At 43.7% G+C, this 16,227-nt stretch carries 10 protein-coding genes and 3 pseudogenes; 4 read left to right on the forward strand and 9 right to left on the reverse strand.

All coding sequences use genetic code 11. From position 1 onward, the window contains the following. Nucleotides 1-81 precede the first annotated feature (81 nt). Nucleotides 82-438: pseudogene (locus tag AC075J_RS15365) on the forward strand (helix-turn-helix domain-containing protein); the annotation flags it as partial. Nucleotides 439-930: 492 nt separating this feature from the next. Here AC075J_RS15365 and tnpA read toward each other — a convergent pair. The 9 genes and pseudogenes from tnpA to AC075J_RS15410 all read right to left on the reverse strand — a co-directional run. After that, nucleotides 931-1,350, reverse strand: a pseudogene (gene tnpA, locus AC075J_RS15370) (IS200/IS605 family transposase); the annotation flags it as partial. A gap of 80 nt (nucleotides 1,351-1,430) precedes the next feature. Then, nucleotides 1,431-2,975: a group II intron reverse transcriptase/maturase gene (gene ltrA, locus AC075J_RS15375; RefSeq protein ID WP_412455990.1), complete on the reverse strand. Its 1,545-nt coding sequence runs from the start codon at nucleotides 2,973-2,975 to the stop codon at nucleotides 1,431-1,433. 1,117 nt (nucleotides 2,976-4,092) lie between these two features. Next, nucleotides 4,093-6,471 carry an ABC transporter permease gene (locus tag AC075J_RS15380; RefSeq protein ID WP_118569893.1) on the reverse strand — a complete coding sequence of 793 codons (2,379 nt, stop codon included), beginning with the start codon at nucleotides 6,469-6,471 and terminating at the stop codon, nucleotides 4,093-4,095. 14 nt (nucleotides 6,472-6,485) lie between these two features. Beyond that, nucleotides 6,486-7,151 (reverse strand): ABC transporter ATP-binding protein, encoded by a 666-nt coding sequence (locus tag AC075J_RS15385; protein ID WP_118569894.1) that lies wholly within the window; start codon nucleotides 7,149-7,151, stop codon nucleotides 6,486-6,488. Nucleotides 7,152-7,156: 5 nt separating this feature from the next. Then, entirely contained in the window at nucleotides 7,157-7,417 is a 261-nt protein-coding gene (locus AC075J_RS15390) for a hypothetical protein (protein ID WP_117943401.1), read from the reverse strand. 129 nt (nucleotides 7,418-7,546) lie between these two features. Then, nucleotides 7,547-9,580, reverse strand: a complete 2,034-nt coding sequence (locus AC075J_RS15395) for an ABC transporter permease (protein WP_055201191.1) — start codon at nucleotides 9,578-9,580, stop codon at nucleotides 7,547-7,549. Nucleotides 9,581-9,745: 165 nt separating this feature from the next. Further along, complete coding sequence (locus AC075J_RS15400) at nucleotides 9,746-10,777, reverse strand: sensor histidine kinase (RefSeq protein WP_118569895.1); 1,032 nt, start codon at nucleotides 10,775-10,777, stop codon at nucleotides 9,746-9,748. Then, a complete protein-coding gene (locus tag AC075J_RS15405) occupies nucleotides 10,774-11,466 on the reverse strand; it encodes a response regulator transcription factor (RefSeq protein WP_118569896.1) in 693 nt (230 codons plus the stop codon). Before AC075J_RS15405 ends, AC075J_RS15400 begins: the two co-directional genes overlap by 4 nt. Before the next feature lie 286 nt (nucleotides 11,467-11,752). Continuing rightward, nucleotides 11,753-12,166, reverse strand: coding sequence for a sigma-70 family RNA polymerase sigma factor (locus AC075J_RS15410; RefSeq protein ID WP_015540976.1), 414 nt, complete (start codon nucleotides 12,164-12,166; stop codon nucleotides 11,753-11,755). 566 nt (nucleotides 12,167-12,732) lie between these two features. Between AC075J_RS15410 and AC075J_RS15415 the strand changes: the two genes are divergently transcribed. The 3 genes and pseudogenes from AC075J_RS15415 to AC075J_RS15425 all read left to right on the forward strand — a co-directional run. Continuing rightward, nucleotides 12,733-13,482, forward strand: a complete 750-nt coding sequence (locus AC075J_RS15415) for an ABC transporter ATP-binding protein (RefSeq protein WP_118569562.1) — start codon at nucleotides 12,733-12,735, stop codon at nucleotides 13,480-13,482. A 14-nt stretch (nucleotides 13,483-13,496) separates the two neighbouring features. Beyond that, a complete protein-coding gene (locus AC075J_RS15420; protein ID WP_118569563.1) occupies nucleotides 13,497-15,467 on the forward strand; it encodes an ABC transporter permease in 1,971 nt (656 codons plus the stop codon). A gap of 75 nt (nucleotides 15,468-15,542) precedes the next feature. Beyond that, nucleotides 15,543-16,227, forward strand: a pseudogene (locus AC075J_RS15425) (hypothetical protein); the annotation flags it as partial.

Here is a 16,227-nt window from a genome sequence, read left to right on the forward strand (position 1 = left end):
ATAATATATCATGTAATATCAAATCATATTACATTCTCATAATCCAACCCGAAATGTACAATGATATAGAGTGATATGAGAATGAACCAAGATGAAAGAAGGTTTGACTTTCATGGGCTCGGGCTCGCTTTGAAACAGGCCAGAGAGGAAAAGGGCTGGACGCAAGCCTATGTGGCGGAGCTGGTCGGCAAGACTGACCGCACCATTATGAACATCGAGAACAAAGGCCAGCGCCCCAGCTTCAACCTGTTTTTCAAACTCGTCACTCTGTTCGACATTTCCGTAGATCAGTTTTTCTATACAGAAGGTCAGCGTGGAGAGAACAGTTGCAGAAAGCACATTGATGTGCTTTTAAGCTCGATGAATGAGAAAGAGCTTGTTGTCATGGAGGCCACAGCCGAAGGGCTCAAGAAAGCCAGAGAAACAGAGGTTCAAGAGGTATGGCTGTTTTGCGTCAGCAGTATGTACTGGTGGAAGCAATCCAAGCATGGATTGCTTCATTAAAAAAGAATCAACAATAAATCATTATTCGGAAAGACCAGCAACTTTGAGTGGCGCTGGTCTTTTATATATGAATTATAAACTTCAACTAACCTGCATATGGTAACATTCCACGGGCATCGACAATAAAAAACGCCAGCTCCCCGCAATGGGAAACTGGCGCGACAAAAACACCTACCATTCTGCTGATTTAGGCGGAACGATAATACCGATAGGAAGTCATACCTTCCCGGAGGAAGGGCAAGGCTTTTTTTAGCTGGTGCAGGTCATGGATGCTGTGAAAATAGGCAAAATCACGACCACCGGCTTAGCCGGTGGTTTGCTTTGACCCTATAAGGGTCTATTACCGGCACTGAAGTCTAAAGACTCATCGAAATAGGTTCGCCAAGCGCAACATCATTTACCTACAAAGCCCTTTCGGGCTTATCTTTATTTGTTACGTTTTACTGGCTCACCCGTAAACGGGTCAATATACTCTTTCAGTGTCATTTGATCATATTCCAGATCATCCTGTAACTGATTTGCTATATATTCCTGTATTTTCTTTGCATTTTTCCCTACCGTATCTACATAATATCCGCGACACCAGAAATGTCTGTTTCCATATTTGTACTTCAGATTTGCATGTCTTTCGAATATCATTAATGTACTCTTTCCTTTTAAGTACCCTACAAAATACGATACACTTATGCTTGGCGGAATTTCTACTAACATGTGTACATGATCTGGACATATCTCTGCTTCAACAATTTTTACACCTTTTCTTTTGCATAACATACTCAAAATATCTGCTATATCCTGTTTAATTTTTCCATATGCTACTTTTCTTCTATATTTTGGTGCAAAAAGTCGGGTAAGAGACGGACATTACTGGCCGTCCCTCCCCTAAGAACGGAACGTGCAACTTTCACCGCATTCCGCTCACGCATCTATGACACATAGTATTCACTACGTGCGGCTGTACTCTTCTGATATGCTAATTTTCGCTTCATTTCATGCTCCTTTTTCCGCTTTATGAAGTAATCTCTGTTCAAAAAAGGATTTTTATTCAAATCCAGTGATTTTACCCTTACTATCGGCATGTCCATCATTTGATAGAGAACAATCGTGTCTGTTCTGAATGACCATTGTCTTCCACATTTTGGATGCCAATACCTGTTCTTCACCCATTTATTACATTTCTGCGGATGTCTTCGTTTGGCCCATTTCCATAGCATCTCCCAGAGTCTATGGTCTATGAGAGCGAATGTGCTTTTTGCGCAGACGCAATGGTGGTATTCTGCCCATCCTTTTGTTATCTGATTTAGTTTTACAATCAAAAGCTCTTGTTTTGACTCACGATAATACCTCACTGTCTGGCTAAGCTTTTTCGTGATTTTCTTCTTAGATTTAGTCGACGGTTGAATCAGAAGTTTGCCTTTGAATTTCCTGAAATTCCATCCCAGAAAGTCGAAGCCGTCATTTATATTTGTAGTAGCCGTTTTTTCTTCTGATAGTTTCAACCCCCGCTCTTTCATGAACTCTTCAACCACTCGTTTAACATCTTCAAGAACTTCCTTGCAGTCTGCTGTTATAATGAAATCATCAGCGTAGCGGCATAGGTGTACTTTATGCTTGTTGTAATTCGGGTGATAGTGCCCTGTACTGCTCGTACTGTATCTTTCAAGTAATAGTCTTTCAAGTCCATCCAATGTCATATTTGCATAGGTCGGACTGATCAGCCCTCCCTGGGGGCTACCTTCTGTTGTGGGGAATAATCTCTTATTCTCTACATAGCCGCATCTCAAGAATTGCCTCATTATTCTTTTATCACTTGGAATATTTTCCAACATCCAGTCATGACTGATGTTATCAAAGCATCCTTTAATGTCACCTTCCAAAATCCATTCCGGAGAAGTTTTTCTTGACAGGAGTTTGAACATATATTCCATTGCATCTTGTGCACATCTGTTTTGCCGGAATCCAAAGGAAACCTTGTCTGCTGTTGTTTCTGCTATCGGGGCAAGAGCCAGCAGTTGTAAACCCTGCATGGCTCTGTCGGTCATAGTTGGTATCCCTAGTGGACGTTTTTCCTTTTTTCCATACTTTTCGATATAAGTTCTCTTCAATGGCTTTGCTTTGTATGAAGAAGTTGTAAGGTTGTAAACTGCCTGGATTTTGTCTTCGTCTGTCGACCAGATGTCTCCATCAATTCCAGGTGTATTTTTACCTTTGTTTGTTATCACTCTCTTAACTGCCAGGACTTTTGCATAAAATGAATTTGTGATTAACTTTTGGAGTCTCTTTACAAGTCTCCACTTATCAGCCTGTACTGCCTTCACAATCCGTACTTGTAGTCTATTAACATACAGTTCTGCCTGTTTCCAGTTAATCTCTTTCCATTTCGGTTTTCTATATGTCTGCATTGTCCTCGCAGGTGGCGTCATTGAACTTTGTGCATTCATAGATTCCCAGTCTTTCATATGATTAGACACGCGCCAGACGTCTGCCTCCTTTCGGATGGGACAAAGTTTGAATCCCTATCTGTTGCATTACACAGCAGCATTCGCTTCTTCTGGCATCCATTCCTCCTGTGCATTGTATTTTTCTTACGATTAACCTACCTGTGAAAGGAGCACAAAAGGGTTTCCCAGTTCCATTGCTTGAATTATTGCGATGCATTTAGGCTCCATCTTTTAGGCCGGAGGTGCTTCGTCCATTCGGCTCAGCGCATATCGAAACCGCCAGCCCGCGCCCTCTAACCATTTTGGTAATGGTGTATCAGTCACTTTCACCATTTCAAGTATCACGACCCTTACAATGGTTCACATATGTTAGCCGTGTGCATCAATTCCTAGCGGTTGGGTGGATGTGACTTCCATTTACCCGCATTGTCCCACTGCTTCACACCTTTCATCACTTACTAGGCATTTCGTGGTAGGAATATCACGAATGGAGGTGATAGCGCATGCGCGCACTTCAAGCAACGACCGCAGGTCGCACCAATATGATACTTACAATTCCACTTTGTATGTGATAAACTATTATTATCCATATGGATACCTCCTGTGTATATTAGTGCGGTTGGCGAACCTACATTAATTATACCACCGGAGGTTTTTTCTGTAAGCTGAAGCAATGCTGACTCACCTGCATAGCAGGTGGTTTATTTGTTTTCCAAAGCTCCGTTTTTCGGATCAGCGAAAAACTCCACAATGGCAAACAGGGCTTTGCCCTAACAAATAGACACGGCGGCAATCCTCCTATATGCCGCCGTGGATTTACACGGTGTTAGATCGTCGTTGGTTTAGGATAGGCGAAAAGAAACGGCGGCTCTGATTTCTCAAAACCGCCGTATCGTCAGTGATACAGGAAAGCGCACGAAATCCTCTGCCCGTCAGCGGTTTTTTTCTTTTCCCCGCTGTGGAGACAGATGTTTCTTATTGATTTACCACAAGCATAAACTACAAATGTTACACAAATGTCCGAGGTACCTTTGATTTCGACAGAAAAACAGGCTGAATTGTTACAACGCTCGGACATTTCAAAAATTTCTTTGAGAAATGGCGAAAAAGGCGGGGTAGCACACGTCGCCCCGCCGATCCCATACGGCTATTCTATTGCCCGCATTTGTTCAATCAGGGATTGTTTTTTCTGCCTGCGGATTGTCCAAACAGACAAGATCAGCTCCATTCCGAACAATACCAGAATGAACAGCCCCATTTCCAAAACCGGGAATTTGTAAGGCACTACATTTCCGGCAAAAGCACCTACACTCATTTTTCTGCAAGCAAAGATGGAAGCCGGAAGCCCAACGATCAGCGTCACCAATGTTGCAAAGAGCGCATAGCACAGCCCCTCACAAATGTTCATTTTACATAGCTGTTTTTGTGTTAGGCCTATGGAACGCAAAATACTGTTTTCCTGCTTTCGGGCTATCTGGTTAGAGAGTGTCATGTTAATCAGGTTGATAACGCCAAAGAGAAATACCAGCCATGAAAGTACCTCCATACTGCCAAACGCAAAAGAATTTGTCATTTCTTCATATCCAATCACTGTATTGATTTCATCTAAGGCAATATTACTATGGCTGGCAACAATATTTTTCAATTCAGCTCCCACATAGTCCGCTTTTTGCGGGTCATTTACAATGCTCCATGAATAGTCAAAAGAGGTGATTTCCGGGTGCAGTTCGTGGAACAATGCTTCTGGTGCAAAAAGAGTTGCCCCATCTAAGTGCATCCTGCCATGTCCTGAATATACCTTTGCAGGAGCGTATAACCCCGATATGGTAACAGAAACGGATGGCTGTTCTTCTCCCAAAGAAATCTCAACCGTTGAACCAACACCCATATCCTCATTCTGCTTTAGCACATTATAGTCAATTACAATACTACGGGAATCTGTTGGCATGGTTCCCTCTGTCAAAGCCGCTTCAACTGCCACATAATTCTGGTCGGTCAGCATATCGCACATACCACCAGCTTGATGAATCTTTGTTTTATAAGTTGCATGGAGAGATTGCCTGCTTGGAATTATATCTGTAACGCCATCAATAGATAAGATTTCCTGCTTCAATTCCTCATTCAATGGATTTCCCGCTGCCATAACCTTTTCTTCTGTCATTTCAGAATCCAAATAAATTTTATAGTCGCCGTCCGGGAAAAACTGTCTTGCAAGTGCCTCTGGTGAGCGCAGCAAAACAATGGAGGATACCACAAGCAGGATAATTCCGCCCAAACTCAATGAGGCTACAATAGCAACGGTCTTTTTTCGGTCACGCTTAAAATTTGCAATTCCCATTGAAACAGGATTGAGCTTGATATTCTTTTTCCGGCTGCGGATGTCCTTTTGCGCCGGGGTAAAACGGACGGCTTCAATCGGGGAAATCCCTGCCGCAATTTTTACCGGCTTACGGATGGAAACAGATACCATGATCCAACTGCTTATGAGTGTCAAAATAACCGTTGCCACATAGGAAACAGCGTTAAAACCCTTAGAAAACAGGAGAAAACCGCCGCATACACCCAGCACTGTACCAATCAAAATCCCGATACTGCCGAGTTTACGCCCCTCCCGCTTTACAATCCGCTTGATTTGCTTTGGCGTTGCACCAATCGTCCGAAGCTGCCCGTAGCTTTGGATTTTGTCATTGATGGAGATACGGAAGATACTCTGGATCACAATATAGCCGCCAATCAGAACAAGGGCAATCACACCTGCCATCAGTGCAAAATCAAAGGATTTAGAAGCATAGGCAAAATACTTACTGTTCATTTTGGGCATAGGAAGCTGATATTCCTCCGCAATCTCCCTGCAATAAGAGGTCATCAGTTCTTCGCCCAACTGGTCGCTGTTTTTGAAATGGACATAGGCGCGATAGCCAGTCGGGTCAAACCCTTTCCATTCTGTCAGGGCAGCGTTGGAAAGAATGATAGCGCAGGTATTCGCTTCTTTTTCATTTACGCTGTCCATAATGCCGGTAACGACATAATCACCATGAAAACTCTCTGTATCTAAGGTCACAGTGTCCCCAATTTTGGCATTGTTTCCATAGGTGGAAAGAAAGTATTCGCTTACGACAACTTCATTTGCTTTTTCAGGAACCCTCCCCTCTAACAACTCCATCTGCGCCTTGGTAATCTCCATCATTTGCGCGTCGCAATACACATAAGACGCATGATAGCCCTGTTCCGAAAGTTCCTCACCCAGCATATAGTAGCCGCCTACGCGCTCAAACTCCGGCAGTCCTTTCAGGGTTTCAATGTCGTTTTCCTCCACGCCCAGCCAGACCGCCTCATAAGTATCGACAACCTGATTGCGTTGCATTTGTGTCAGGGAAGTAGACACAATTCCCGTAAAGCAGATTAGAAACGCCGCCAGTGCAACGGCAATCACCACCATCAGATTCCGGCGCTTCTCGCTTTGCAAACTTTTCTTTGCCAGCTTCTTTGTAATGGCGCTGGTATCATTCTCAAAAGGCCATGTCATAGCCTGCCACCTCCTTACTCCACAATCTTGCCGTCCTCAATGCGGACAATCCGATCTGCAAGGCGGGCAATGTCGTTGTTGTGGGTAATCATCACAACAGTTTGCCGGAACTCTGCACTGGTGCGCTTGATAAGCCCCAGCACCTCGGCGCTGGTCTTGCTATCAAGGTTGCCGGTTGGCTCGTCGGCCAGAACAATAGCCGGTTTGGTAATCAAGGCGCGGGCGATAGCCACACGCTGCTGCTGGCCGCCGGAAAGATTGTTCGGCATATTTTTCAGTTTATTTTCCAGCCCCAGCAGGTGAACGATCTCGTCCAAAAACTTCTGATCCACCGTGTCCCCGTCCAGCTCCACCGGCAGGACGATGTTCTCATACACATTCAGGATCGGAACAAGGTTATAGTTCTGGAAGATAAAGCCGATGTTGCGGCGGCGGAAGATGGTAAGCTGTTCGTCGTTCATTTTCGACAGTTCTTTGTCCCGGACAATCACATTGCCGGAAGTAGGGGTGTCCAGCCCGCCCATCATGTGAAGCAGGGTGGACTTGCCGCTGCCGGAGGTTCCCACAACGGCCACAAATTCGCCGTCATTTACAGAGAAGTTCACGCCGTCAAGGGCGCGGGTGATATTCGGCTCTGTACCGTAATACTTTTTCAGGTCGATAGTCTGTAAAATTCTCATAAAATTCAATCCTCTCTTTGTTTGTTGTAAATGCGGAACGCTGCTGCGCCGGTGGCCGCCAACTGTACCAGAATCAGCACAGCGAACAGTCCGAAGCTCTCATAGTAGAACAGTTCATCCCAAAACAGGAGAACATCACAGAGGGCAGTCAAGGCAACCGTCCAGCGGATGTGCTGGGCCAGCCTTTGCCAGAACGCCAGCACAAGGGCAACGGGCGGGACGATCAGCAGCGCCAGATTCAAAATCATGGTCGGGGTCAGTTCCATTGCAACGCCTCCTCACTTTTGTTGATAAGGTCATTGCAAAACCCAAATGTCCGCGAAATGTTACAGCGGCCAAAAAATTTCATCGAAAATCGGGGTGAAATGTTACAACGCTCGGACATTTCAAAATTATTATTCAACTACCCTTAATCGAGCTACAATACTTGTTTTTCTAAAATAGCGAAACGAAACATGAGGAACTATAATCGCCACAACGCAAATAACAATTCCCTCTAATATCAACGGGAAAATCGTAGGCTGTATTGTAAACAGCCATAAGTCAGGTTGATTAAAGAAAGTAGGAAGAATTGTATTTGCAACAATAAGAGAGAGAGGTAAACCCATTACACAAATCAGAAATGCGTAAAACAATCCCTCCAATACGGTCAATTTGTTAATTTGTTTTTTCGTCATTCCGATGCTCTCTAATGTAGCAAATTCCCGTTGCCGGTTTATAATGCCCGTTATAATGATGTTGGAAAAATTCACAAGCCCGATACTTCCTAATAGAAACCCAATAAGGCCACCTATGATAAAAATAGTTTGTTTTAATCCATTCATAGTTTGTGCCAATGTTTCAGACGATGCGTATTCAACGGTAGGCAAAGAATTGATGTACTCGGTCGCTGGCAAAAAGTGTTCTTTTTCCACATCAAACACATAACTCATTATGGCTGGATTGTTATACAATTCCACAAACATCTCATTACTCATATAGAAAATAGGACAATCGCCGCCAACATCAGTGTAGCCAACATTCTTACCCGGAGATTCTACCAATGAAAAATCAACCACTGCACGCGCAATTACCGAAACCGTTTTATAAGGCAATCCATCTTTGTAAATGGTAACTTCCTGATTGAGCGGACAAAGAAATTCAGGAGATTCATTTGGGTTGATCGCTGAAATTTCTATAACATAGTTTCCACTTTCCAAATATGAGGTTAGTTGCTGTATATCTGTTTCTCCCTCAATGAAATTCAATTTAGGAAGTATTGATTTTTCTACCCCGTAAATATTGCAAAGAGGTCGATAATCAACACCGAGTTTTACTGGATAAGTTCTGCCATCAACCATACCACTTCGTATAAGGTGATTATCTTCTGTGTATTCGTCTAATACTTCCGTGACCAAACTACCATAATCATAAGTAACACTGACATCATCCAAAGTGTTTTTATAAATTCGACTTCCGTTCAGCACAGGAATATTATTTTCAATATCAGATATGATTTCATTACTAACAGAATCATCTTTAAATCGAAAACCTTGCACATTAGAAAATGTGTTTGGGCTTGCCACAACAAAATCAAATGAGGTAACAGAAGATACATATTTTTTAACATCAACACTATTTCCGATTGCGATTGCACTGTTTAGGAGAATAATGCAGAGTATCATGGATAAGACGATAAATATGGTACGCTTTGAATTTCTTCTTAAATTTCTCCATGCCATTTCTGTTATTCTATTCTTAAACGAAAGACGATTCTTGTTGGCACTATGATAATTGTCTTTTTCATAGTATCTGGTTGCCTCAATGGGCGAAATCGTAGCTGCAATTTTGAATGGTTTCTTTATGCTCACCCAAACAGTAATCGCACTAAATATCCCGGCAACGACAAAAATAATAGGATTAAAACTCAAGTTCACAGAAAGATTGTGATACTCGCCTTTCATAAAATTAAGAATCCACGGAAGCATAAGTATTCCTACTATATATCCTAAAATCAACCCAATAGATATACCAATTATAGACAGCCAAAATGCTTGCTTATAAACAATTCGCTTGATTTGCTTCTCCGTTGTTCCGATTGTTCTTAATAAGCCATATTTCTTTATTTCTTGAACAACAGAAATCTCAAAAATATTGCGAATGAGCAAATAGCCCGTTATTACAAAAATCATAATAAAAAACAGGGCTGCTATTATGGCAATCCAATTTACAGATGTACCAGTGGACGGGCTGGTTCCCCTAATTTGCAAAATAGTTGTCTGTATAGACTGGATCGCTCCAACACATAAAGTCGTTACAGAAGTAAAAAGCATTGATGTTAAAACGATTGCTATTACAGCAACAATATTTCGTAATTTGTTGGCTTTGAAGCTTCTTTGCGCCAGCTTCTTTGTAATGGCGCTGGTGTCATTTTCAAAAGGCCATGTCATAGTTGTATCACCTCCATATTTGATAAGGGTATTGTAAAACCTAAATGTCCGCGAAATGTTACAGCGGCCAAAAAATTTCATTGAAAATCGAGGTGAAATGTTACAACGCTCGGACATTTCAAAAAAATTTACGGCGGGCAGCCGGAAATGGCCGTCCGCCGCGTTCTATTTTGTCGGCAGCATAATGGAAAATTCTGAACCCTTGCCCGGCTCCGAAACCACTTTGATATAGCCGCCTTGCCGCGTTACGATCTCGCGGGCCAGATACAGGCCAATGCCCACGCCCTGCTGTTCGTGTACTTCTTCCTCACGATAGAAGCGCCGGAAGATGGCAGCCTGATTGCTTTCGGAAATGCCCTTGCCGGTGTCGGTCACTTTGACCTCCACATACATTTCCCACAGCACCACTGACACGGCGATTTTCCCGCCTGCCGGGGTGTACTTCACCGCATTGTCCAGCAGGTTAAAGAGGGCTTCGGATGTCCACTTGCTGTCATGGAAAACGGTCAAATCCTCCGGGCAGTCCACGGACACAGCGATTTCCTTTTTCTCCGCTGCATACACAATCCCACTCATGGCCTGCGCCACGGTATCAAAGAGGCGACCCGGTTTCTTATCCAACTGGATCACGCCCGTTTCCAGCCGTGAGGTTTTCACAAGGGCCTGAAAGAGAAAGTCCAGCTTATCCGTCTGGCTGCGGATTCCCCGGATAAAGTCGGTGCGCTCCGCCTCGGTCATGGGCTTTTCCAGCAGGGTGTCCGTCGCCATTTTCAGATTGCTTACCGGCGTTTTCACCTGATGGGAAATATCCGATACAAGGGTCTGTAACTCCTGCCGTTCCTCGTCCACCCGGCGGCGGTTCTCCTGCATGATCTGGTAAAGCCTTGCCAGCCGGTGTCCGATTCTGGCAAGCTGGGTTTCGCTGTCCTCTGGCCGCTGGGGCGCTTCATTCCCGGCGATCATGTGGTCTAAGGTCTGGCACAGGTCAGCGGTAAACTGCGACAGCCGCTTTCCAAACGCCTGCGTCAGTACAAAAATCCCCACAAGGGCGCACAGCAGCAGCACCCCGCCCGTCAGCAGCACCGCCGTCTGTTTTGTCACAAAAAACAGGGCTATGGTGATCCCGGACATGGAGAGGGCAAGCCCTATTGCCACCCGGCCAAACAGCCGCTTTACCGAGAGGTTTTGAAACTTCATTTTGCCTCGCCTCCCGTCCATTGATAGCCCATGCCGTAAACGGTCTTGATGTAGGGTGCGCCGCCGTCGGATTCAATCTTGCTGCGAATCCGGCTGATGGAAGTTGTCAGGGTATGTTCGTCCACAAACCTCTCGTCTATATCCCACAGCTTTTCCAAAAGCTGCCCACGGGTCAGCACTTGCCGGGGATTTTTACGGAACAGGTTCAGCATTTTATACTCCATCGGGGATAGGGTCAGGGGCTTGCCGTTTAAGGAGGCCGTCTGCTCCGAGAAGTCCAGAAACAGCCGCCCGTCGTCGTAAATGTCCTTGGCCGGTTTGTGGTGTTCCAGCATGGCGAACATGGCTTTGATTTTTCGCTGCAAGGCCCCGATCACAAAGGGCTTTGTGATGTAGTCCACCGCGCCCACCTCATAGCCCCGTATCTGGTCGCTCTCCTGATCGTTGGCGGTCAGGAAAATTACGATGGTGTCCGGGCGCTGGGGCTTTATCAGCTTGCACAGCTCAAAACCATTTCCATCCGGCAGGTTGATGTCCAGCAGCACTAAATCAAATTCCCGCTGGCGGATGGCGTCGGCTGCGGTTCTGGCATTTAGGACAGAAGTCACGCCGTAGCCGTCTGCGGTCAGGTTATAGTCTAACATCTTATTCAAAAAACTGTCGTCCTCGACAATTAAAATCTGCTTCATATCCTCACTTCCTTTGCTTTTTATAGATAGTATAACAGGCAAATGTCCGCGAAATGTTACAGCGGACGGATTTTTTCAAAAAACTTTCCATCTATATTATAATTTGATCCAGTTAGTGCTACAAGGATGGCATTCAATATTTACAGCTAATTAAATAGAAAAAAACTCCTGCTTTTTTCACTCAAAGATAGCTTTACAAAATACACCTCTAAGGCTACTACAATAGGTAGGGCGCAAGGTCTTATGCAGAAGCACTTTGAGACCTTGCGCCCTCTGTTATTCTACCCTAAAAATACTTTGCCAGCTGCTTCAGACCACGCCGGATACTGTCTCGGACACGGCTTGGGTCTACACCTTCTACTTCGGCAATTTCATTTACCGTCATTCCCAGATAGTATCGGGCATAAATCCTCTTTGCCTGTTTCTCCGGCAGCTTCATCACAGCGGCATAGACCTGCTCCTGAAACTGTTTTTCCTCCAGAACCATCTCCGGTGTCTGCGGCTTCAACAGCACCGCATTTTCAATGCCATTCTCGCAATCCAGAGAATACTGTGCTTTATAACGATACATCTTTCGCTCATACGCAGCCTCCGCACGTTCAGCTGCCCGAATAGTCTCCATTACTTCCTCTGTCACATCTACAAAAAAGTCTGTTGTATAAACATCAGGATAAAGTTCCCGAAGGTTAATTTTCTTCATTATGTACCTCCATTTCGATTCACGGGTGATTGACGGGTGAATCGAATGGAGGCGGAGACCGACACCGGCAGACAACCGGGTCATCTCCGAAAAAATGGCAACAAAAAACGCCAGATTTCCGTGAGGGAAAACTGGCGCGCCAAGAACAGCCATTATTATACTGAATTACATGGAACGATAATGCCGATGCAATGTTATACTTGCCCGGAGGAGGAGCAATGCTTTTTTTAACTGATGTAGATCATGTGAGCTTTGAAAAAGCAAACGAGACACGGCAAAATAACCTCCAATCGGCTACCGTGTCCCTGCAAGTCGTCATAGGTTTGTGTAAACGCAAAGAAACGGCGGCTCTGAAAATCAAAACCGCCGTTTCATAGGCGCGTGAAAATGTGTCTGCTCTGCGACGGCTTTTTCTTTTGTCGCTGTCCGACAGATATGACTTTTTCTATTTTATGAATATCATATCAAGGAACGACAAATCATGCATGTTTTCTGCGTGATTTACTCATGCACTTTTTTACTGTGTTCGATATACTGCTTGTGTATATCGAAAGGAGCGATCAATAATGAGTACACTATTAGAAGTAAAAGACATCACCAAAATCTATCCAAACCAGCCGAAACCAGGACTGGATCATGTTTCTTTTGAAGTAATGCAGGGTGAATTTCTCGGTATTATGGGAGCTTCCGGCTCCGGCAAAACAACGCTTTTGAATGTGCTATCCACTATTGATATTCCTACAAGCGGCAGCATCCGCATGGGAGGGAAAAAAATTCAAGAGCTTAGTCAAACACAGGCAGCCGATTTTCGTAAGAATAATCTCGGCTTTATCTTTCAAGAGTATTTTTTGTTGGACAGTCTGACTGTGCAGGAAAATATTGCAGTTCCCTTGACTTTGCTCCATGAAAGTGCAAAGACGATTGATAAAAAAGTGATGGAGCTTGCGGAACTGTTCAGAATTGCTTCACAACTGAAAAAATATCCCAGTGAATTGTCTGGCGGTCAGCGACAGCGTGTAGCGGCGGCTCGTGCTATGGTAAAACGCCCGCCGTTGATTTTTGCAGATGAACCCACCGGGGCATTGGACAGCAGTTCAGCAACGGAACTGCTCTTTGCCCTCTCAGAAGTCAATCAGGCTTTAGGAACAACAATTTTAATGGTAACACATGACCCGTATGCGGCAAGCTATACAGATCGCATTTTGTACTTTAAGGACGGGCATATCATTTCCGAATTGAAACGGTGTAACAGGGAACGCCGTGAATTCTATGAGGAAATCATGCAAGAAGCCGCCAGACAGGACGAAAAGCGTTAAGGGGGGGTGACAACATGAAATTATCCGCAATCGCCTTAAAAAATCTGAAACGGAACTTTTCGTTTTATTTCCTGTACCTTTTTTCCGTTTCTTTTGTCTTGATGATTTACTTCTGCTTTACTTCATTTTCCATGAACCAGATAATCATGGAAAAAATATCTTCGGATGGCAGAGTGGAAACCATGTGCCGGACAGTAGCAGTATTCATCATGGTATTTGTCATTTTTTATATGTTCTATTCCAATAGTTTTTTTATGCGGCGGCGTATGAGAGAATTAGGGATTTATTCGCTACTTGGGTATCGAAAATCAACTATATTGAAATTACTGATCTTTGAAAATGTAATGATCTGCTTTGGCGGTATGATTCTTGGGATTCTGACTGGCAGTATTCTCCACAAAATCGTAATCGCCGGGATTGTGACCCTTTTGGGAATATCCGTAGATCAAAGCGCAATCCCTTTAATTTACCCGGCAGCAGTAAAGGCAATCCTTTCCTTTGTAATCGTCGTGCTGATTACACTTACACTTTCTAACGCAAGGCTGCTCCGAAAATCTACCCTGCTTGATTTGGTGCGACTGGAAAAGAAAACGGAAAAACCGATCCATCCCCATGCAATAACAGCGATATTGGGTGTCGGATTTCTCAGCGCAGGATACGGCCTTGCATTGGACATTATGCGGGGAAAGCAGTCATTATGGAATACCATTGGATTTTCTCCTATTGCCATGCTGACACTTCTTTGTGTTGTGGCAGGAACGATTCTGTTTATGTACTCATTCCTACCCTATGTCTGTCAGAAAATCCGGCAGAAAAAAAGCAGACTTTACCATGAAAATACCATTATTGTAGTGCCAAAGTTTATGCACCGCATCCGTTCTAATGCGAAATCACTGATTTTGCTGATCCTGCTGACAGCGGAGACGCTGGCGGTCTTTGGCTCGACGGTTCTTTCTATGTGGTATCCATACCAATCTTTCCGGCGCATTATCCCCTCTGCCATTGAATACCGAGTGACAAATGAGCAGGAAAAGGAAATCTCTTTGCAGGCTTTACAGGAGGCTTGCGACGAACAGGAATACGAAGTTTATGAAACGATTATTTTGAAAGTAAAAGCAACTTCTGATCGTCTGCCGACAGAATACAGTATCAGTGAAGATAAGGGGCGTATTCCCGGATTTGAATGTATCAGCCGGACAGACTATGTCTCCTTGCTCTCCCAGCAGGGGAAGAAAACGGATATTCCAGAATTATCAGATACTGATTGCATTTTAATCAAATACCATCCAGACCATGAACATTCTGACATGGGAGCCTCGTATCGTCTGGACTTTGGAACAGGAATAACCGATGTAACAGTAAAACAGACAAGCATTGATAATCCTATTGGCTTTTCAAACAGTGTTGGAACTCTGATTTTGTCGGATAACCTTTATCAAAAAATGCGTGACAGTACCATAGATAGAGTTACGGTTATCAGTATTAATGGTGAAAAAATGCGCTCTAATGAAACTGCCTACACAGCTTTGAATGCGTCTATGCCGGACAACATTTATCTGGCAAGCGCATGGCAAAGAGAAAGTACCTTTGTCCGCGATGCAAGTTCCACTTTTTTGCTAATTTGTTTTACTACGATTATTTTCTTAATTGCTACGGGCAGTATTCTTTACTTTCAAAATATTTCGTCCGTAACCTATGACAAACCGGACTATGAAATCATGCTGAAAATGGGATATAGTCACACAATGATTAAAAAATGTGTGCGTCGGCAGATACAGATTTATTACGGTATTCCCTATGTCATAGGATTGCTGCACAGCATTTTTGCGATGATTTGTTATAAGTCTGCACTGATGGACGATCTGCTCGGACGGAACAGCGCCGTTGTTGCACCGATTCTTCTGGCGGTGGCGATCTTCTCCATTATCTATGTTATCTATTACCAGTTAACGAAACGCTCCTGCTATATAATTGCCTTGAAATAATGCGGCGGCTGGCACTTTCATTGGTGTCAGCCGTTGGTTTATTCAAAAATATTTCAGAATAGCAATCTTGAACTCATGGGGAAAGAACAGTACAATATTAGAAAAGGAATGGAGGTGGAAAATACGAAAAACACATATTTCTCAAGACAGATTTTTTGTGCGTTGAACCAATTTGCCGTGATTATTTATCTCAGTTATATGGCGTACAACGGACATTATATAGAAAGCAATTACCTTGTTCATTTTCTATCTTTGTCGCTCTTGTTTTTTGACGCGGCGTATATCTCATATAAGAATGTAAAATGTAATAAGGTTCTGAACCACTTTTCCCTATTGTTATTGTTGCTGGGCTGGCAATTCTTGTTGTACCTGTTTGACTTTCAACCAATATCCAAAGCGGTTTCCATGCTGTTGTTGCCTGTCTGTTTTTATCAGTCAGCATATTTCATACAGACATTTTTATTTCAGGGTTCCGCCTATCGGGGGCAAAAAGCACTGCTTGTTTTTTTGAAAATTTCCTGCGTAACAGCAATTATTTGCTTCTTCTTTTCAGATAGGGCTTTTTTCACAGCCTACCAACTGCAATTTTTTATCTCGACACTGGCTCTTGCTGTCGTTGGTATCATACAGAGAAAACGAATTGTCTTTGTGCTGAAAAGTCAAAGGAAACGTCTGCTTTTTCCACTGGCTCTTGTAGTAATTCCATTTGTAATATACCTTTTCGTTTTTCACAGGGAAGCGGAATATATGGCAAGCATGG

The organism is Blautia sp. ZXY-1-C6 (genome assembly GCF_056339875.1).

Bases quoted from the DNA above. Each gene is read 5' to 3' on its own strand.
- AC075J_RS15380 (WP_118569893.1), bottom strand. From the start codon at position 6,471: ATGACATGGCCTTTTGAGAATGATACCAGCGCCATTACAAAGAAGCTG.
- AC075J_RS15385 (WP_118569894.1), bottom strand. From the start codon at position 7,151: ATGAGAATTTTACAGACTATCGACCTGAAAAAGTATTACGGTACAGAG.
- AC075J_RS15390 (WP_117943401.1), bottom strand. From the start codon at position 7,417: ATGGAACTGACCCCGACCATGATTTTGAATCTGGCGCTGCTGATCGTC.
- AC075J_RS15395 (WP_055201191.1), bottom strand. From the start codon at position 9,580: ATGACATGGCCTTTTGAAAATGACACCAGCGCCATTACAAAGAAGCTG.
- AC075J_RS15400 (WP_118569895.1), bottom strand. From the start codon at position 10,777: ATGAAGTTTCAAAACCTCTCGGTAAAGCGGCTGTTTGGCCGGGTGGCA.
- AC075J_RS15405 (WP_118569896.1), bottom strand. From the start codon at position 11,466: ATGAAGCAGATTTTAATTGTCGAGGACGACAGTTTTTTGAATAAGATG.
- AC075J_RS15410 (WP_015540976.1), bottom strand. From the start codon at position 12,166: ATGAAGAAAATTAACCTTCGGGAACTTTATCCTGATGTTTATACAACA.
- AC075J_RS15415 (WP_118569562.1), top strand. From the start codon at position 12,733: ATGAGTACACTATTAGAAGTAAAAGACATCACCAAAATCTATCCAAAC.
- AC075J_RS15420 (WP_118569563.1), top strand. From the start codon at position 13,497: ATGAAATTATCCGCAATCGCCTTAAAAAATCTGAAACGGAACTTTTCG.